Here is a 13,203-nt window from a genome sequence, read left to right on the forward strand (position 1 = left end):
TATTAAATTACACCCATTAAAAAGATATAACAAATAATGGAACTACATTTAGTATTATGTCGTACGTATCAGACCCATGAGAACGGTGCTTACATATTCAGTTAGATTGTATAATTTCGTATTGTTTGTCATGATTCTCATGGCCTCCTCTGTTATAATTTAGAAATATAATACCTAATTTTTCTACATGCTGTCAATCCTTTTAAAGGGAGTAAACAACTATAATCAATTTTTATAATAACCTTTTCCACGCGGAATGCATCTTTTGGATATATTCAGGATCGTTGTTCGTACACATTAAAGAAACGGTTCCCTTATGCTCTGATACGTGCGACTCAGGGTGTCCTAATACTTCACTTAAACGGTGAACAGTTCCCGCGTTTCCATCAATAATTTTTATATGTGCAGGGATAACTTGACTTAAAATATCACGGTAATAAGAGTAATGCGTACACCCTAATACAATCGTTCCATATTGATTTAAATCATATCCTGCAAGTTTATTGTTAAAGTATTGCTTCATTTCGTCTTCATCAAACACTAAGCTTTCACAATAATGAACTAGCTCTGGTAATGGCATTGAATCGACTAAGGACTCATCATCAATCCTTGATACAAGCATATGATATTTCGGTTGTTTAAGTGTAAGTGGTGTTCCAAATACAAGTACTCTTAACCCTGCACGCCGACTCATTTCAAGCGCTGGCTTTACTGCAGGCTCCATTCCAATCACAGGAAAATGATATTGTTCCCTTAGTTCCTTAATTGCAATGCTAGTCGCCGTGTTACAAGCCACCACAAGGGCTTCAATCCCCTGCTCTGCTAAAATGGAGGTTGCATCAAGAACATATTTTTTAACATCCTCCGCTTGTTTTGTACCATAAGGAACATGTAACGTGTCCGCAATATATATATAGTCCTGATGAGGCATCGCCTTGTAAGTCTCCGCTAATACCGTTAAACCTCCCAGCCCTGAATCAAAAAAACCGATCGACATAATACGTTTACTCCCAACATCATAAATTAATACTAACCAATCCATTAAACATTATAATTACAGCATAACGCGACATATTGCCATGTGGCAAGTATCCCTAGCACTGATTAGCGCATTTTAGCGGCTTTCAAGAATTGCAATAAAATCTCCTCCTGATATTGCACCCGCTGATGGAAAGATAAGCTCCAGCAGGTCTCTACGGTCACCGATGCAGCATTAAAGCTATGAACCATTGCCATGCGCGAGGAACCTCCTAGTGGCTTAACCTTTAAATTAAAGTGATGGGCTTTAGTAGGTATCGTATGATTTAGACGCGAAATTATTTTTTTTGCACTCCCCGTCGCCTTGTTCCCTTTATTCACGATTAACGTTTGCCCTAAATATTTTGCATTTAATTGTGATAACCCATTTGCTTCATGGAGATCAAGATACCACGAGGGCTTATATTTTCGAGCTAATGCCATCCAATCCTTAGCGATCGGGTGAGTAGCAAAACCACTAGCATAACGCGGAAAGGTACGATTTAGATCTGGAACACCTCTAATTCGTTTTGAATAGGCCTTATTATTCATAATTGGGGTAATAATCAAAGTACCCTGACGAAGACCCCATTTTCCTGTTTTTAATTTTGCGATCAAGTTTTGGGCTGCCCGTATGCTAGCCGTTTCATTCCCATGTATGCCTGACGCAATCATCATTACAGGCCCTGGTTGTGTGCTACGAAATATAGTATAAGGTGTGCGATACGAGGTTTCAGGTGCTAATATTCCTTTTGTTATTTCCATACCTACGGTCGCCTCCTTTTTCCTATTATTGTATGCAAGTGGAGGTAGTGTGCATAACGTTATCAGTCCCGAAATTATAAAAAGAGCCTTCTCCCTATGGCAGAATAGGAAAGAAAGCTCTTGTGGTATCAAGGTTATGCAGGAAAAAACTGATCTATTTTTGAAATTTCATCCGCAGTTAATTGGACATCGATTGTTTTTAAATTCGAGAGAACCTGATTAGAATTTTTAGCACCAGGGATAATCGCAGGAATTGCTTCTCTTGTTAAATACCATGCTAATACGATATGACTAATTTCCACGCCTTTCGCTTCTGCGATTGGTCTGAGTAGCTCAATTTTTTCTAATGTAGAACTATATTCTTCTTCCTTAATAAATCGAAGCACTCTACGTAAATCCTTCTTGTCAGCATCCCGTGTATATTTCCCCGTCAACAGGCCCGATGCCAGAGGGAAATAAGGAATAAATGAAATGTGTTGCTCCATTAGATAAGGGAATAATTGTTGCTCCGCGGAGCGATTTAGTAGGTTGTATTCGCCTTGGAATACATCTACATCACCATGGAGATTAGCTTGCTTTAGCTGCTCCAGTGAGAAATTTGAAACGCCAATTGCACGAATTTTACCTTCATCCTTTAACCGTTTTAAAGCCCCGATCGCTTCATCTTTAGGTGTAGCTTCATCAGGAAAATGAATATAAAACAAATCGATATAGTCTGTCTGTAGGCGCTCTAAGCTCCCATGAACAGATTCAGTTAAATACTCAGGGGAGTTATCCATGACGATATCTTGTCCAACAATTTTATGTGCCCCTTTGGTAGCAATGATGACATCCTCACGTTTTCCCCGTTCAGAAATTACCTCACCAATCAATCTCTCAGAATGACCTGGACCATATATAAAGGCAGTATCGATAAAGTTAATTCCTGAATCTAAAGCGGTATGGATCAACTGCTTCCCTGCTGCTTCATCCAAATTACCGTATAAATTATGTCCACCTACCGCATTTGCCCCTACACCAATCGGGTGCACCAACAAATCAGATTTACCTAATCGTTTGAATTCAGTCATCCTTAACAACTCCTATTCATCCGTAAATTTTTTGGAAAAGATTCATACAAAATAATGACCCAAAATAGCTTTGTTATACTTTACACAAAGAAGAGTAAACCTATCGAAATTATATCATAAAACTGGAATAAAAAAACTTAGCATATAATAGACAAAAGAATAACTCTATGGCAAGATATGAATGCGCACAAACAAAATCAAATTAAACACAATCATGAAAGTTAAAACACAAGACGAAATAAACACAAGATAAACTAAATTAACGAGGTAGAAAAATGATTAAAAAAGTATTTACATTCAAATGGTGGAAGGTATTCCTTCTACTCCTATTACTGCTCGTCATCGGTGGAGCAATCTATTTACAGCCTTATCAGCCTGAACCCATTGCACTGCAAGCGATGCAAATGAAGCAAGAAGAGGGTATTGCCATTGAGGAGCAAAGTCATTGGATTTCATTTACACCCATCCATCCCGTAGAGCCTGCGATAATTTTTTATCCGGGAGGTCTTGTAGACGAAAAAGCTTATGCTCCTTTTGCAAATGCCTTGGCACAGTCGGGACATCCAACTTATATTGTAAAAATGCCGTTAGATTTAGCTGTACTTGCTGGCGATCGAGCTGAAGAAATTGTTAAAAAAGAGTCTTATCAGCAATATGTGATTGGGGGTCACTCCTTAGGAGGGGTTATGGCAGCTAGATATACGGTTTCCAATCCAGACAAAATTTCCGGCTTATTTTTTCTTGGCTCCTATGCAGATGAAAAGGGTAGTTTAGCAAATATGAAATTACCCGTCCTCTCGATTGTAGCTTCTAACGATAAGGTGCTAAACTGGACACGTTATGAAGAAAGTAAAGTTAATTTACCTACGAATACTAAGTTTGAGCAGATCGAAGGTGGTAACCATAGTCAATTTGGTAGCTATGGCTTCCAAAAAGGGGATGGAGCTGCAACCATAAGTGGGGAACAGCAAATGAAGCAAATTGTAGATAACATTTTGCAATGGTTGCCTTAAAACAGATGACTATAAGCTAGAAGCGACTCCCTCTACAGAGATAAGTTCTTACTTAAAGTCGATTTAAATTGTTTAGTATATCTATACTAAATAACATAATAAAAAGCTTGTCACAGTTCACTTGGAGCAGTGGCAAGCTTCTTTACTGTAAAATGATTTGTTTGCTACTTGTTTGTTACTTTTAATTGAATACTATTAGTCGTATAAATGATGTCTACCTTTTTGCCACTAGGAACACCAGTTACTTCAACAGATGAAAAGCTTCCTTGGCGTTTTTCAAAGGAAATCACGTTCTGTCCATTTACAGGCACCACTTTATTTGTAAAATTCAATGTAAGTTTACCTGAGAGGGCAGCATGTTGTTTAATAACAAACCGATCAGATGTGCTAGCAATATTTAATTCTAATCCTGCTTTAGCAGATTGACTGTAATTCCCTCCAATATACCATTGTCCGCTAACCACTTCTTTTAAATTTCCAGCCGTATTGGTTACATCCCCACTTCCAAGTGCAGATTTATGATTAACAATCAATCCACCTTGTTCAAGGACAGTTCCACCTGTATACGTATTGTTTCCATTTAGACCTAATACCCCTGTACCTTGCTTTGTAAATTTGCCTGAGCCCGAAATGTCGTTACGCCATTGATCCTTGGCATTAAAGTTGCCTTTAGAAGCATCCATATTTACAGTTACATCATGGACAAATGCAGCAAATCCGTCCGCAGCAGCAAACAAATTAAGTCTTCCCCAGCCTTCTGGATCATCTAGTACTGGATATCCTGCGGGTAATGCTGTTGTCGCTAATACCCAGCGGCGATCTGTAGCACTTAAATAAGGTAAACGTGTCTCTAACAGCACTTCTGCACCTTTTGGAACAACAGTCGTATTGGTTACTGCGGTTTTATTTTGCTTAAAGCCGTAGGTTAAACGCTCATTAAACCATTTTTTATTTTGCTCATAATTTGTATACGCATCTGCGGAGGTTCCTTTTTGCGTCAATAGTTTACTATGCGCTTCCTCATATGCCGCGTGCTTTAATTGGGCATTTTCAGGATCTGACAAGATCGCAGCACTTAGAGCTGTTGCCATCACTCGCCCACCAATCACATCTAACGGTGAATGCATCCCTGCTACAATACGGTTGTTTCCAAGCTCAGAAGCACGTGTTAGCAATTCCTGATAGCGTTCAGGCACCGCATAAGCTAAAGCATATGCACTTAGATAAGCTGCATTTGTATGCCCACTTGGAAAACCACCATCTTTAGTTGGATCTGCATTTTGTACAGGCAACAATGTTGGAACTACGACAGAATTATTTACCCATCTAAAAGGACGTGGATAGCTGTAAAACGTTTTTGCTGGGTTGGTTGAGGAATATTTCCCTCTTAATGTGTTCACTAAGCTCACCATATTGCCAAGCTTGGAATCCACTTCGCCTGCATTGTTACCTTCATCACTATATTTCTTCGTTGTCGCATCAGCTGCTACGTCCTGAATGGTTGTCGTTGCTTTGGCATCATTTCGATATACATCTGTATAGGCGCCTAACCCTTCAATTACACTATAGCTTTGATTACGACGATCATCTAAATAAGCTTGCTTTTCTTCACTTGCTGTACGACGCTTCGCTTGATTATAGACCTTTAAAATGTTTAAGCCTAACACATCTTTATTTAAAATCGTCCCTGTATTCCAGCTTGTGCCTGCTTTCCATAGAGCATTAAAGCCTGATAATATCCCAATTGAAGGGTTACTCTCTATTGTTTTGTTATCGCCAGTGTTATTTTTGTATTGATCTACAAAATATCCCCATGCTGGTGCTGGTGCAATGTCCACATTTGTGGGTAGGGATTGGGCGGATACGAAGCTACTAGGGGCGGAGCCTAGCAATAAAGAGATCGATAATGTCGCTACAACAGGGATTTTTGTAAGTTTCATTTCTTTAATCATGTCCTTTCATCCGTTACAAGTGTAATGTGTAATATGCAACAATGCTCTGCAATAAAAGCATAACTATCTTTTGTTAAGCCAAACCCTATTTTATGTAAAATAAAAAATCCTAACCATCAAATGAAGGCAAGGATTTAATGAAAATCTAAGCAAGCTACTCAATGGAAGTAAACTGATTCACTTCAAAATCACCAAATTTCCCTCCTAACAGCTGCTGTAGCTTCACAAACTCTGATTTTTTAATTTTATTTTCTCGATAACCTACTAATAACACACCTGTCACTCGATCCAGTTCAAATAAGGGAATGGCAGCCAAACTGCATAACTGCTCCGATAAGATGATCGGATACTGAAATCGTTCACTTTGTGCTATTTCTTCTTCAGCATCAAGCACAAGCATCGGTTTACCAGTTTTAAACACCATACCTGCGATTCCTTTTCCCGAATGGAGTTGAATGCGTTTATAACGATCATTCAAGTTACCCGAAACATATTGCCATGTAATGACAAACTCATCTTTAGCAGATTGGGCAAAAGCAAGTGAGGCAAAATCATACCCGATAACTTCCCTAATATGATCAAGTGTAGCTTGGTAAATAGTTGACAATGGATTAGTCATGACGTTTCTCCTAATTGATGCTTTTTGTATTTACATTGGCTTCTTTTTACAATATATCTTCTCCAAGTATAACTCAAGGAAACACATCATACATGTAATTACATAGTGTTGTTGCCAAAATAGATGTATTTACTGCATCTTATTCACTTAAATAAATGAAATTAAATAGTTTGGGATAATTTATAAAAAGAGAAGGAAAATTTTAGGATGACGTGTTACTATATAACTATTGCTGATTTGGGAAAGGTGATGATATCGAAGTAGATTAGGGCTTTATGTTTTGATTAATTCAAAAAATACTAAAACACAATGGAGGCTTTAAAAGAAATGAATTTGGAAGTACATAACGAAAAAAAAGAAAGTACTAGTTTTAATAAGTCTGGATTAGGTGGATGGTTGATTGTAACGCAGATAGGACTGTTTCTAAGCCTAATACTAAATGGAATTCGACTTACTGACTTGATTGTACAACTATCAGAGGGGGATACTTGGAGTTTTTTTACAGATGGATTCAAATCTTACCTAATATTTATTATCGGGTATAGTATTCTACTTCTTTTATTTATTATTTTTATTCTTACTCAATTTTACAAGAAAAAAGTACTTGTTCCTAAAATGATGATGATTATGTATGGTGTTAACTTAGCTGTTGCGATTATAAACTTTATCGTGTTCCAACAAGTGACCTATGCAGTTGAAGATGAGATTGCAAGTTTACTAAAAGAAGTAATACAAGCTGGAATAGCCGCTGCAATTTGGATTCCTTATTTTATAAAATCAAAACGAGTTAAAAATACATTTGTAAATTAATTTTTCACAAGAACTTCAAACGACCTTGTGTAAGGAATTGTTAGAAAGAAGACAAAACTAAACCGATGAATTTTACTTATCGTAAATGTTCATCGGTTTTTTCTTTAGTTAGTAATTTTATTTCAGCATTCACGGTGCTTATTTAAAAAGTCTAGCATACTACGATATACATTAATTTCATTTTTTCGCTTAGAAAAACCGTGTCCTTCATCTTCCATCACAATATATTGTACTTCTACACCTTTTTCCTCAAGCAAGGCAACAAGTTGATCAGACTCTGCCTTCACAACACGAGGATCGTTAGCCCCTTGGATAATCATCATTGGTTTTATCATTTGCTCCGCATAAGTGATAGGTGAATCCTTAAGCAACCGCTCACGGTCACGTTCAGGATGCCCTAGCCATTGATCCATCATCGGTTTCCAATCTTCAGGGACTGACTCTAAAAAAGTGAACAGGTTACTTGGCCCACAAATATCTACCGTAGCACGGAAATAATCAGCATGACGTCCTGCCAGCAATAACGTCATATAGCCGCCAAAGCTACCACCTACAACAAAAAGACGCTCAGGGCTTGAAATCCCTTGATCAAACAGCCAATCCATTCCAGCTAAACAATCAAGTCTTGGACCTTCACCCCAATCTCCTTCTACCATTTTCTCAAATTCTGAACCATACCCTGTGCTACCACGGAAATTAGGTGCAAAAATATTGTACCCATGAGCAAGCATAAATTGGAACATTGATCTAAAAAACTTTCCTTCTGACGCTTGAGGACCCCCATGCGGCCAAAAAATAGTATATCCATTTGCCACATCCTCTTTTGCTTTAAATAATAAAGCTTCAATCTCCAACCCATCAAAGGAATTATAGTGAACCACATCAGGGTAAACAAGTTGGTCTGGACCTAACCCAATCACAATATTTTTAGTGAGCATCTCCCATTTTTGTTCTGAATAACGGTATATATTAAACGGATCAACTGCTCCTCTTGCTAAAATGTATACATTTCCACTTTCCGCAACAACCGCTTGCTCCACAATGTCCGTGGGTAGCTTAATTTCGGTCAACTCTGCACGTTCCACATTAAAAGCATACATTTTATGTTCAATCCCTTTATCCGTAAAAATGTAGAGTGTACCTGATTCTTCATGCCATTTTATATTTTCAATCTCTTCCCCACTAATTTGACAAACCGGCTTGAATGTTCCTTCTTTCAAATCATATTCCATCACATACTTGTATTTACTCTCGTAGTTTGTAATGAACAGTAAAGTATCTCGCTTCGTAAAAATAAAATCTCGGGTAGTATGAATCTTATTACTATCAGGGGCAAGTGGAATAACCTTATCATCATAATGTAAATAACTTATCTGATGTGTATTGGAAAAAGATTTTTTGTAAACAAACTGCTCTTCAGAAGAGTTTACTGCCACCAGAAAGGTAGTTGAAGTATCTCCTTCTAGCAGTAATTCATTTTCACCTGTCAAAAGGTTATATCTATGTGCATTTAAAAAATTTGGATTGCCGATAGAGGTCATATAATAGAGACGTTCGCCGTCTTTGGACAAATGCGAGAAATAAAATTTATCCCCCTCTTCACCCTGTACAAGCTTGAGTGGCGCCCCACCCTCTGGCGGAAGTGCATACAGATGATAACTCTCATTGCCATGATGATCAAAATCCGTAATGATAAACCGTCCCTCACGATCAGGCTTGATGAAAGTGGAACGATCATCCATGAATGTTAATGGATAAGGATATCCGTTTGGCAGTTCCATCGCCCATAGGTTAGGCTGCCCATTCAGATTGCTACTAAAAATAAGTCTCCCCTCATCCTTCGTGACAGCAAATGAAAAAATACTATAACTTTGAAAAAATTGCTCTACATCTGGTTTTGGAAATTGTAGCATCGCTAACTTACCTCCTGTATTTTGAACAATTTTAATACTTTTATTTCTTTTTATATCTTTATATATGAGTATAAATAACAAATTGGTTCAATGAAATATATCATAAGAAGGAGATAGATAAATTGCTAGATGTAAATTTAATAATGATATTTACTTCAGGTCAAGCAATGTACGGGAATAATTAAAAGAGTATATAAAAGATAAGGAAAATATTAGGATAACATGTTACTATATAACTATTGTTTATTTGAGGAGGGGACTTTTGAACGATACAGCGGGAATTTAGAAGCAGAAACTGAATTTTTGAGAAATAAGGAAAAACTATACATACTACTATATGGAGGTTTTAAAAGTAATGAATGCAGAAATACATACTGAAAATAAGGGTCATGCTAAACTTGGTTTGATTTCCGGATTAGGTGGATGGTTAATCGTGACGCAAATCGCGTTATTCCTAAGTCTTTTTTCGATTGGAAGTAGCCTTATTGAATTTTGGAAAGAAATATCCGGTACAGATGCTTGGGAGTTCTTAACGAGTGGCGATAAAGGATACATTACATTGATAATCACCTATAGTATTCTTCTTTGCTTATTTCTTATTTTTATTATTATTCAATTTTATAGAAAAAAAGCTATGGTGCCTCGGATGATGGTGATCATGTACTCTATTAACATAGCTATGGGAATTATAAATTATATTGTGTTTCAACAAGTCTCTTATGCACCAGATGCCGAGTCCACAAGTTTAATGAGACGCATAATAGGAGCTATTATCTCAGGTGCAATTTGGATTCCTTATTTTCTAAAATCAGAGCGAGTTGAGAATACGTTTGTGGCTTAGATTAAAAACTGATCCCCAAGAATGTTGATATTTCGGCATTTAAGGGGGTTTCTTGTCTTAGAATGAACTCATAGATACGCTATATACGCGACAAGAGTAACTGAATAATAATTTTCAGCAAGTTTTTAATAGAATCTAGACTGGAACGTATTGATTATTTATTACGTTTAGTGATATATTTTTATTACAGTAAACGTAGTAATTTGGAGTGTGACGGACTTGCGAGATAACATTAAAGGTGGTGCTTTAACAGAAACAACTCTACTTGTTCTTTTAGCTTTACATAGGTCTAACCATGGTTATGGCATCATGAAATTTATTGAAAGTTCAACAAAGGGACGTGTTGTCTTAGGTGCTGGAACGTTATATGGTGCTATTCAAGCATTAGAAAAGAAAAAGTGGATTGTTTTAAATAGTAAAGATGAAGCCCAAAACAAAAAAAAGGAATATATCATTACAGAGCTAGGACAGCAAAAGGTAAAAGAGGAACTACAGCGTATGGAGGAAATTCAGCAGCTCGCCTTATCTATTATATAAGGGAGGAACAAACAATGAGTAAAACAGTAATTCGTTACTTTTTTGACTTCTTAGACGGACAAGAGAAATGGTTAAATCAAATGGCTAAACGTGGTTATCGACTCAAAAAATGTGGGGTGATGACCTACACCTTCGATCAATGTGAGCCTGGGGAATATGAATACGCTGTTGAGTTTGTAGGGGACAAAGCTTATTCCAAAATAAAAGATTATCATGTTCATTTAGAAAATATGGGGTTTCGTACGTTTTCCAAAAATATAAACCTTAATTTTTCTTATGGGAAGGTAAGATGGCGTCCCTATGCAAAAGGAATGGGACAAATTGCAACTTCACCTGGTGGTTATAACAAGGAGCTTTTAATTTTAGAGAAAAAAAGAGATGGAACCCCCTTTAATTTGCATTCAAATATTCAAGATAAACTTGCAACTTGTAAGCAAATTATGTATTCATATATGTGGGTAGTTTTTATGATGTTATTACTAATTACAATGACCTTTATTCCTGAAATGTTCTCAATGCCTTTCGCGATGACTTGGGCGTTTAGAGCACTCTTACTCATTTTTAGTATTTTGTTTACGATCCCAACCATTAAGTATTGGAAGAGAGCTAAGAAGTTAAAAGAAGAGAGTAATATTTATAATTAATAACTACTTAAGATAGAAAAATAGGAAATTGGATCGGATACACTTAGTTGGACAGAAAAAATAAGGGCTTGTAGAATAAAACTATCATACTGAAGGAGCGGATCTCTACAATGCCAAAACAACAACGACGAACATTTACTTCAGAATTTAAAAGGCAAATGGTCCAACTCTATGAAAATGGGAAATCTAGATCCTCCCTTGTGGAGGAATATGACCTCACAGCTTCAGCACTAGACCGCTGGATTAAGCAATCACTAGCCACAGGTTCTTTCAAAGAGAAGGATAACCGTTCACCTGAAGAAAACGAATTAATCGCAATGCGTAAAGAACTCCAACGTCTACGAATGGAGAACGACATTTTAAAGCAAGCCGCACTGATCATGGGACGAAAGTAGCTATCATCCAGAATAACCGTGATAAATACTCGGTATCAGCAATGTGTAACGTGCTCGAAATTGCCAAAAGCACGTTCTATTATGAAGCGAAGGAAAAGCCGAATCAAGATGAGCTTACGGAAGTCATCGTGGACATCTTTCACAAGAGTCGAAAAGCTTACGGTACACGCAAGATCAAAGCCAAGCTTCAGGAGCGAGGACTCCTCATCTCCAGACGTCGCATTGGACGAATTATGCAAGAGCAGGGCCTCGTCTCCACGTATACCCTTGCTCAGTTTAAGCCTCACAAAACAGCTTGTAATGACGCGACAACGGCGAATGAGTTAGATCGTGAGTTTGATCAGACTGAATCGAAACGCTTTGTCGTCAGCGATCTCACCTATGTGAAGATCGGTCACCGGTGGCAGTATATTTGTATCCTCATTGACCTGTTCAACCGAGAAATCATTGGCCACAGTGCAGGTCCGCATAAGGATGCTGCTCTGGTTTCACGTGCTTTTGCAACGGTAGAAGGCGACTTGAGCCAAATCCAATGGTTTCATACCGATCGTGGCAGAGAGTTTAAAAATCACACGATGGATCAGCTTTTAGTTACGTTTGGGATTGGCCGATCACTCAGCAAGAAAGGATGTCCCTACGATAATGCCGTAGCTGAAGCTACCTACAAGATCATGAAAACGGAGTTTATTTACCAAATGGAATTTAGAAACCTTCGTCATTTAGAACTGGAATTATACGACTATGTCAACTGGTTTAACAGGCACCGAATTCATGGATCTCTGGGCTATCTGACACCTGTTCAGTATCGCCAAGAAGCCCTTAAAAAAGTTGTCTGATTTAGTGTTGACAATCCATTGCTACACCTAACGTTATAAACGGAGCAAATGGAAAGCATACACCTCTTTCACAAAATATCTTCTCAAAACACTATAAACTAACAATGTCGTGCACATAATAATCGCTATTGATACAACTCTCTGCAGTCCAAAAACCAAACCAATAACAGCTAATAGCTTAATATCCCCTGCTCCAATTCCATCTGGTTTAATTAAGAACAGAATGAACAAAATCAAGGCTGGAAAGATCCCTAATACATAGACTGGATTTAGCAACCTCCACACTAGGCAGATTAATATTAATGGATGAGTAATCTTGTTAGATATTGTCCTATATCGAATATCTGTATAGGAAACCATGTACAGACTAGAAACACAGCTATTTGAATCATATTTACACCTACTTAAAAAGGGGAACCCTATCTGGGCACCCCTTGTATTTTGGGTCAATCTTTTCTTAAATTCTGCATATCCTCGTACATGCTACCCCAAATTTCTACTTTTTTAGTAATACAAGCTTCCAGTCCATTCATTCCAGTAGGTGAGCCGCTAATCTTAATCGTATAATATCCATCTGGTGCATTAATAGAAGTATAATATTTGCGGTCTGTATATGTTTTTTCCGATTCAGATTTCATTGTTTGCTTTGGAAGCTCCCATGTCGCTTGATTGCGATCTCCGCTTGTCTTTTCAAGCTTAATAACCTTCTCTAATTTGCTACTTTTACCACTACTATAAATGTGAGCATACACCTCATCTGGACCATAATATTTGTTACCAAATGGCTTAGC

The 13,203-nt window shown here is 37.5% G+C and carries 14 protein-coding genes; 6 read left to right on the plus strand and 8 right to left on the minus strand.

Annotated elements, in window-relative coordinates; genetic code table 11:
• Positions 1–232 precede the first annotated feature (232 nt).
• The 3 genes from murI to J2Z32_RS16795 all read right to left on the minus strand — a co-directional run bounded on the left by murI (position 233) and on the right by J2Z32_RS16795 (position 2,852).
• Complete coding sequence (gene murI, locus J2Z32_RS16785) at positions 233–997, minus strand: glutamate racemase (protein WP_210090422.1); 765 nt, start codon at positions 995–997, stop codon at positions 233–235.
• 107 nt (positions 998–1,104) lie between these two features.
• Positions 1,105–1,782 (minus strand): succinylglutamate desuccinylase/aspartoacylase family protein, encoded by a 678-nt coding sequence (locus J2Z32_RS16790; RefSeq protein WP_210090343.1) that lies wholly within the window; start codon positions 1,780–1,782, stop codon positions 1,105–1,107.
• Positions 1,783–1,916: 134 nt separating this feature from the next.
• A complete protein-coding gene (locus J2Z32_RS16795) occupies positions 1,917–2,852 on the minus strand; it encodes an aldo/keto reductase (protein WP_210090344.1) in 936 nt (311 codons plus the stop codon).
• A 275-nt stretch (positions 2,853–3,127) separates the two neighbouring features.
• Between J2Z32_RS16795 and J2Z32_RS16800 the strand changes: the two genes are divergently transcribed.
• Positions 3,128–3,865 carry an alpha/beta hydrolase gene (locus J2Z32_RS16800; protein ID WP_210090345.1) on the plus strand — a complete coding sequence of 246 codons (738 nt, stop codon included), beginning with the start codon at positions 3,128–3,130 and terminating at the stop codon, positions 3,863–3,865.
• A gap of 164 nt (positions 3,866–4,029) precedes the next feature.
• On the opposite strand, the gene J2Z32_RS16805 is transcribed toward J2Z32_RS16800, so the two are convergent.
• On the minus strand, positions 4,030–5,805 hold the full coding sequence (locus tag J2Z32_RS16805) for an acid phosphatase (protein WP_210090423.1): 1,776 nt from the start codon (positions 5,803–5,805) through the stop codon (positions 4,030–4,032).
• 166 nt (positions 5,806–5,971) lie between these two features.
• Positions 5,972–6,436, minus strand: a complete 465-nt coding sequence (locus tag J2Z32_RS16810) for a GAF domain-containing protein (RefSeq protein ID WP_210090346.1) — start codon at positions 6,434–6,436, stop codon at positions 5,972–5,974.
• Between the two features lie 309 nt (positions 6,437–6,745).
• On the opposite strand from J2Z32_RS16810, the gene J2Z32_RS16815 reads away from it, so the two are divergent.
• The gene (locus tag J2Z32_RS16815) at positions 6,746–7,246 is read left to right on the plus strand and encodes a DUF2569 domain-containing protein (RefSeq protein ID WP_210090347.1); all 501 of its coding nucleotides are present in this window, start codon (positions 6,746–6,748) and stop codon (positions 7,244–7,246) included.
• Between the two features lie 122 nt (positions 7,247–7,368).
• Here the strand turns inward: J2Z32_RS16815 and J2Z32_RS16820 are convergent, their stop codons facing one another.
• On the minus strand, positions 7,369–9,159 hold the full coding sequence (locus J2Z32_RS16820; protein ID WP_210090348.1) for a S9 family peptidase: 1,791 nt from the start codon (positions 9,157–9,159) through the stop codon (positions 7,369–7,371).
• A 355-nt stretch (positions 9,160–9,514) separates the two neighbouring features.
• Between J2Z32_RS16820 and J2Z32_RS16825 the strand changes: the two genes are divergently transcribed.
• The 4 genes from J2Z32_RS16825 to J2Z32_RS16840 all read left to right on the plus strand — a co-directional run bounded on the left by J2Z32_RS16825 (position 9,515) and on the right by J2Z32_RS16840 (position 12,412).
• Positions 9,515–10,000, plus strand: a complete 486-nt coding sequence (locus J2Z32_RS16825) for a DUF2569 domain-containing protein (RefSeq protein ID WP_210090349.1) — start codon at positions 9,515–9,517, stop codon at positions 9,998–10,000.
• 210 nt (positions 10,001–10,210) lie between these two features.
• On the plus strand, positions 10,211–10,537 hold the full coding sequence (locus J2Z32_RS16830; RefSeq protein WP_210090350.1) for a PadR family transcriptional regulator: 327 nt from the start codon (positions 10,211–10,213) through the stop codon (positions 10,535–10,537).
• A 14-nt stretch (positions 10,538–10,551) separates the two neighbouring features.
• The gene (locus J2Z32_RS16835) at positions 10,552–11,181 is read left to right on the plus strand and encodes a DUF2812 domain-containing protein (RefSeq protein ID WP_210090351.1); all 630 of its coding nucleotides are present in this window, start codon (positions 10,552–10,554) and stop codon (positions 11,179–11,181) included.
• A gap of 110 nt (positions 11,182–11,291) precedes the next feature.
• Positions 11,292–12,412, plus strand: a protein-coding gene (locus J2Z32_RS16840; RefSeq protein ID WP_210090352.1) for an IS3 family transposase whose coding sequence is annotated in 2 segments (ribosomal slippage) — positions 11,292–11,541 and positions 11,541–12,412 — 1,122 coding nt in all. Because the reading frame shifts where the segments join, the coding sequence is not laid out codon by codon here.
• A gap of 33 nt (positions 12,413–12,445) precedes the next feature.
• On the opposite strand, the gene J2Z32_RS22730 is transcribed toward J2Z32_RS16840, so the two are convergent.
• Positions 12,446–12,862 (minus strand): prepilin peptidase, encoded by a 417-nt coding sequence (locus J2Z32_RS22730; protein ID WP_425343016.1) that lies wholly within the window; start codon positions 12,860–12,862, stop codon positions 12,446–12,448.
• Positions 12,859–13,164, minus strand: a complete 306-nt coding sequence (locus tag J2Z32_RS16850) for a hypothetical protein (RefSeq protein ID WP_210090354.1) — start codon at positions 13,162–13,164, stop codon at positions 12,859–12,861. The genes J2Z32_RS22730 and J2Z32_RS16850 overlap by 4 nt, the downstream gene beginning before the upstream one ends.
• Positions 13,165–13,203: the final 39 nt, after the last annotated feature.

This window comes from Paenibacillus turicensis, assembly GCF_017873435.1.
GTDB classification, from domain to species: domain Bacteria; phylum Bacillota; class Bacilli; order Paenibacillales; family Paenibacillaceae; genus Fontibacillus; species Fontibacillus turicensis.

Coding starts and splice junctions, on each gene's coding strand:
- murI (WP_210090422.1), bottom strand. CDS start 997: ATGTCGATCGGTTTTTTTGATTCAGGGCTGGGAGGTTTAACGGTATTA.
- J2Z32_RS16790 (WP_210090343.1), bottom strand. CDS start 1,782: ATGGAAATAACAAAAGGAATATTAGCACCTGAAACCTCGTATCGCACA.
- J2Z32_RS16795 (WP_210090344.1), bottom strand. CDS start 2,852: ATGACTGAATTCAAACGATTAGGTAAATCTGATTTGTTGGTGCACCCG.
- J2Z32_RS16800 (WP_210090345.1), top strand. CDS start 3,128: ATGATTAAAAAAGTATTTACATTCAAATGGTGGAAGGTATTCCTTCTA.
- J2Z32_RS16805 (WP_210090423.1), bottom strand. CDS start 5,805: ATGAAACTTACAAAAATCCCTGTTGTAGCGACATTATCGATCTCTTTA.
- J2Z32_RS16810 (WP_210090346.1), bottom strand. CDS start 6,436: ATGACTAATCCATTGTCAACTATTTACCAAGCTACACTTGATCATATT.
- J2Z32_RS16815 (WP_210090347.1), top strand. CDS start 6,746: ATGGAGGCTTTAAAAGAAATGAATTTGGAAGTACATAACGAAAAAAAA.
- J2Z32_RS16820 (WP_210090348.1), bottom strand. CDS start 9,159: ATGCTACAATTTCCAAAACCAGATGTAGAGCAATTTTTTCAAAGTTAT.
- J2Z32_RS16825 (WP_210090349.1), top strand. CDS start 9,515: ATGAATGCAGAAATACATACTGAAAATAAGGGTCATGCTAAACTTGGT.
- J2Z32_RS16835 (WP_210090351.1), top strand. CDS start 10,552: ATGAGTAAAACAGTAATTCGTTACTTTTTTGACTTCTTAGACGGACAA.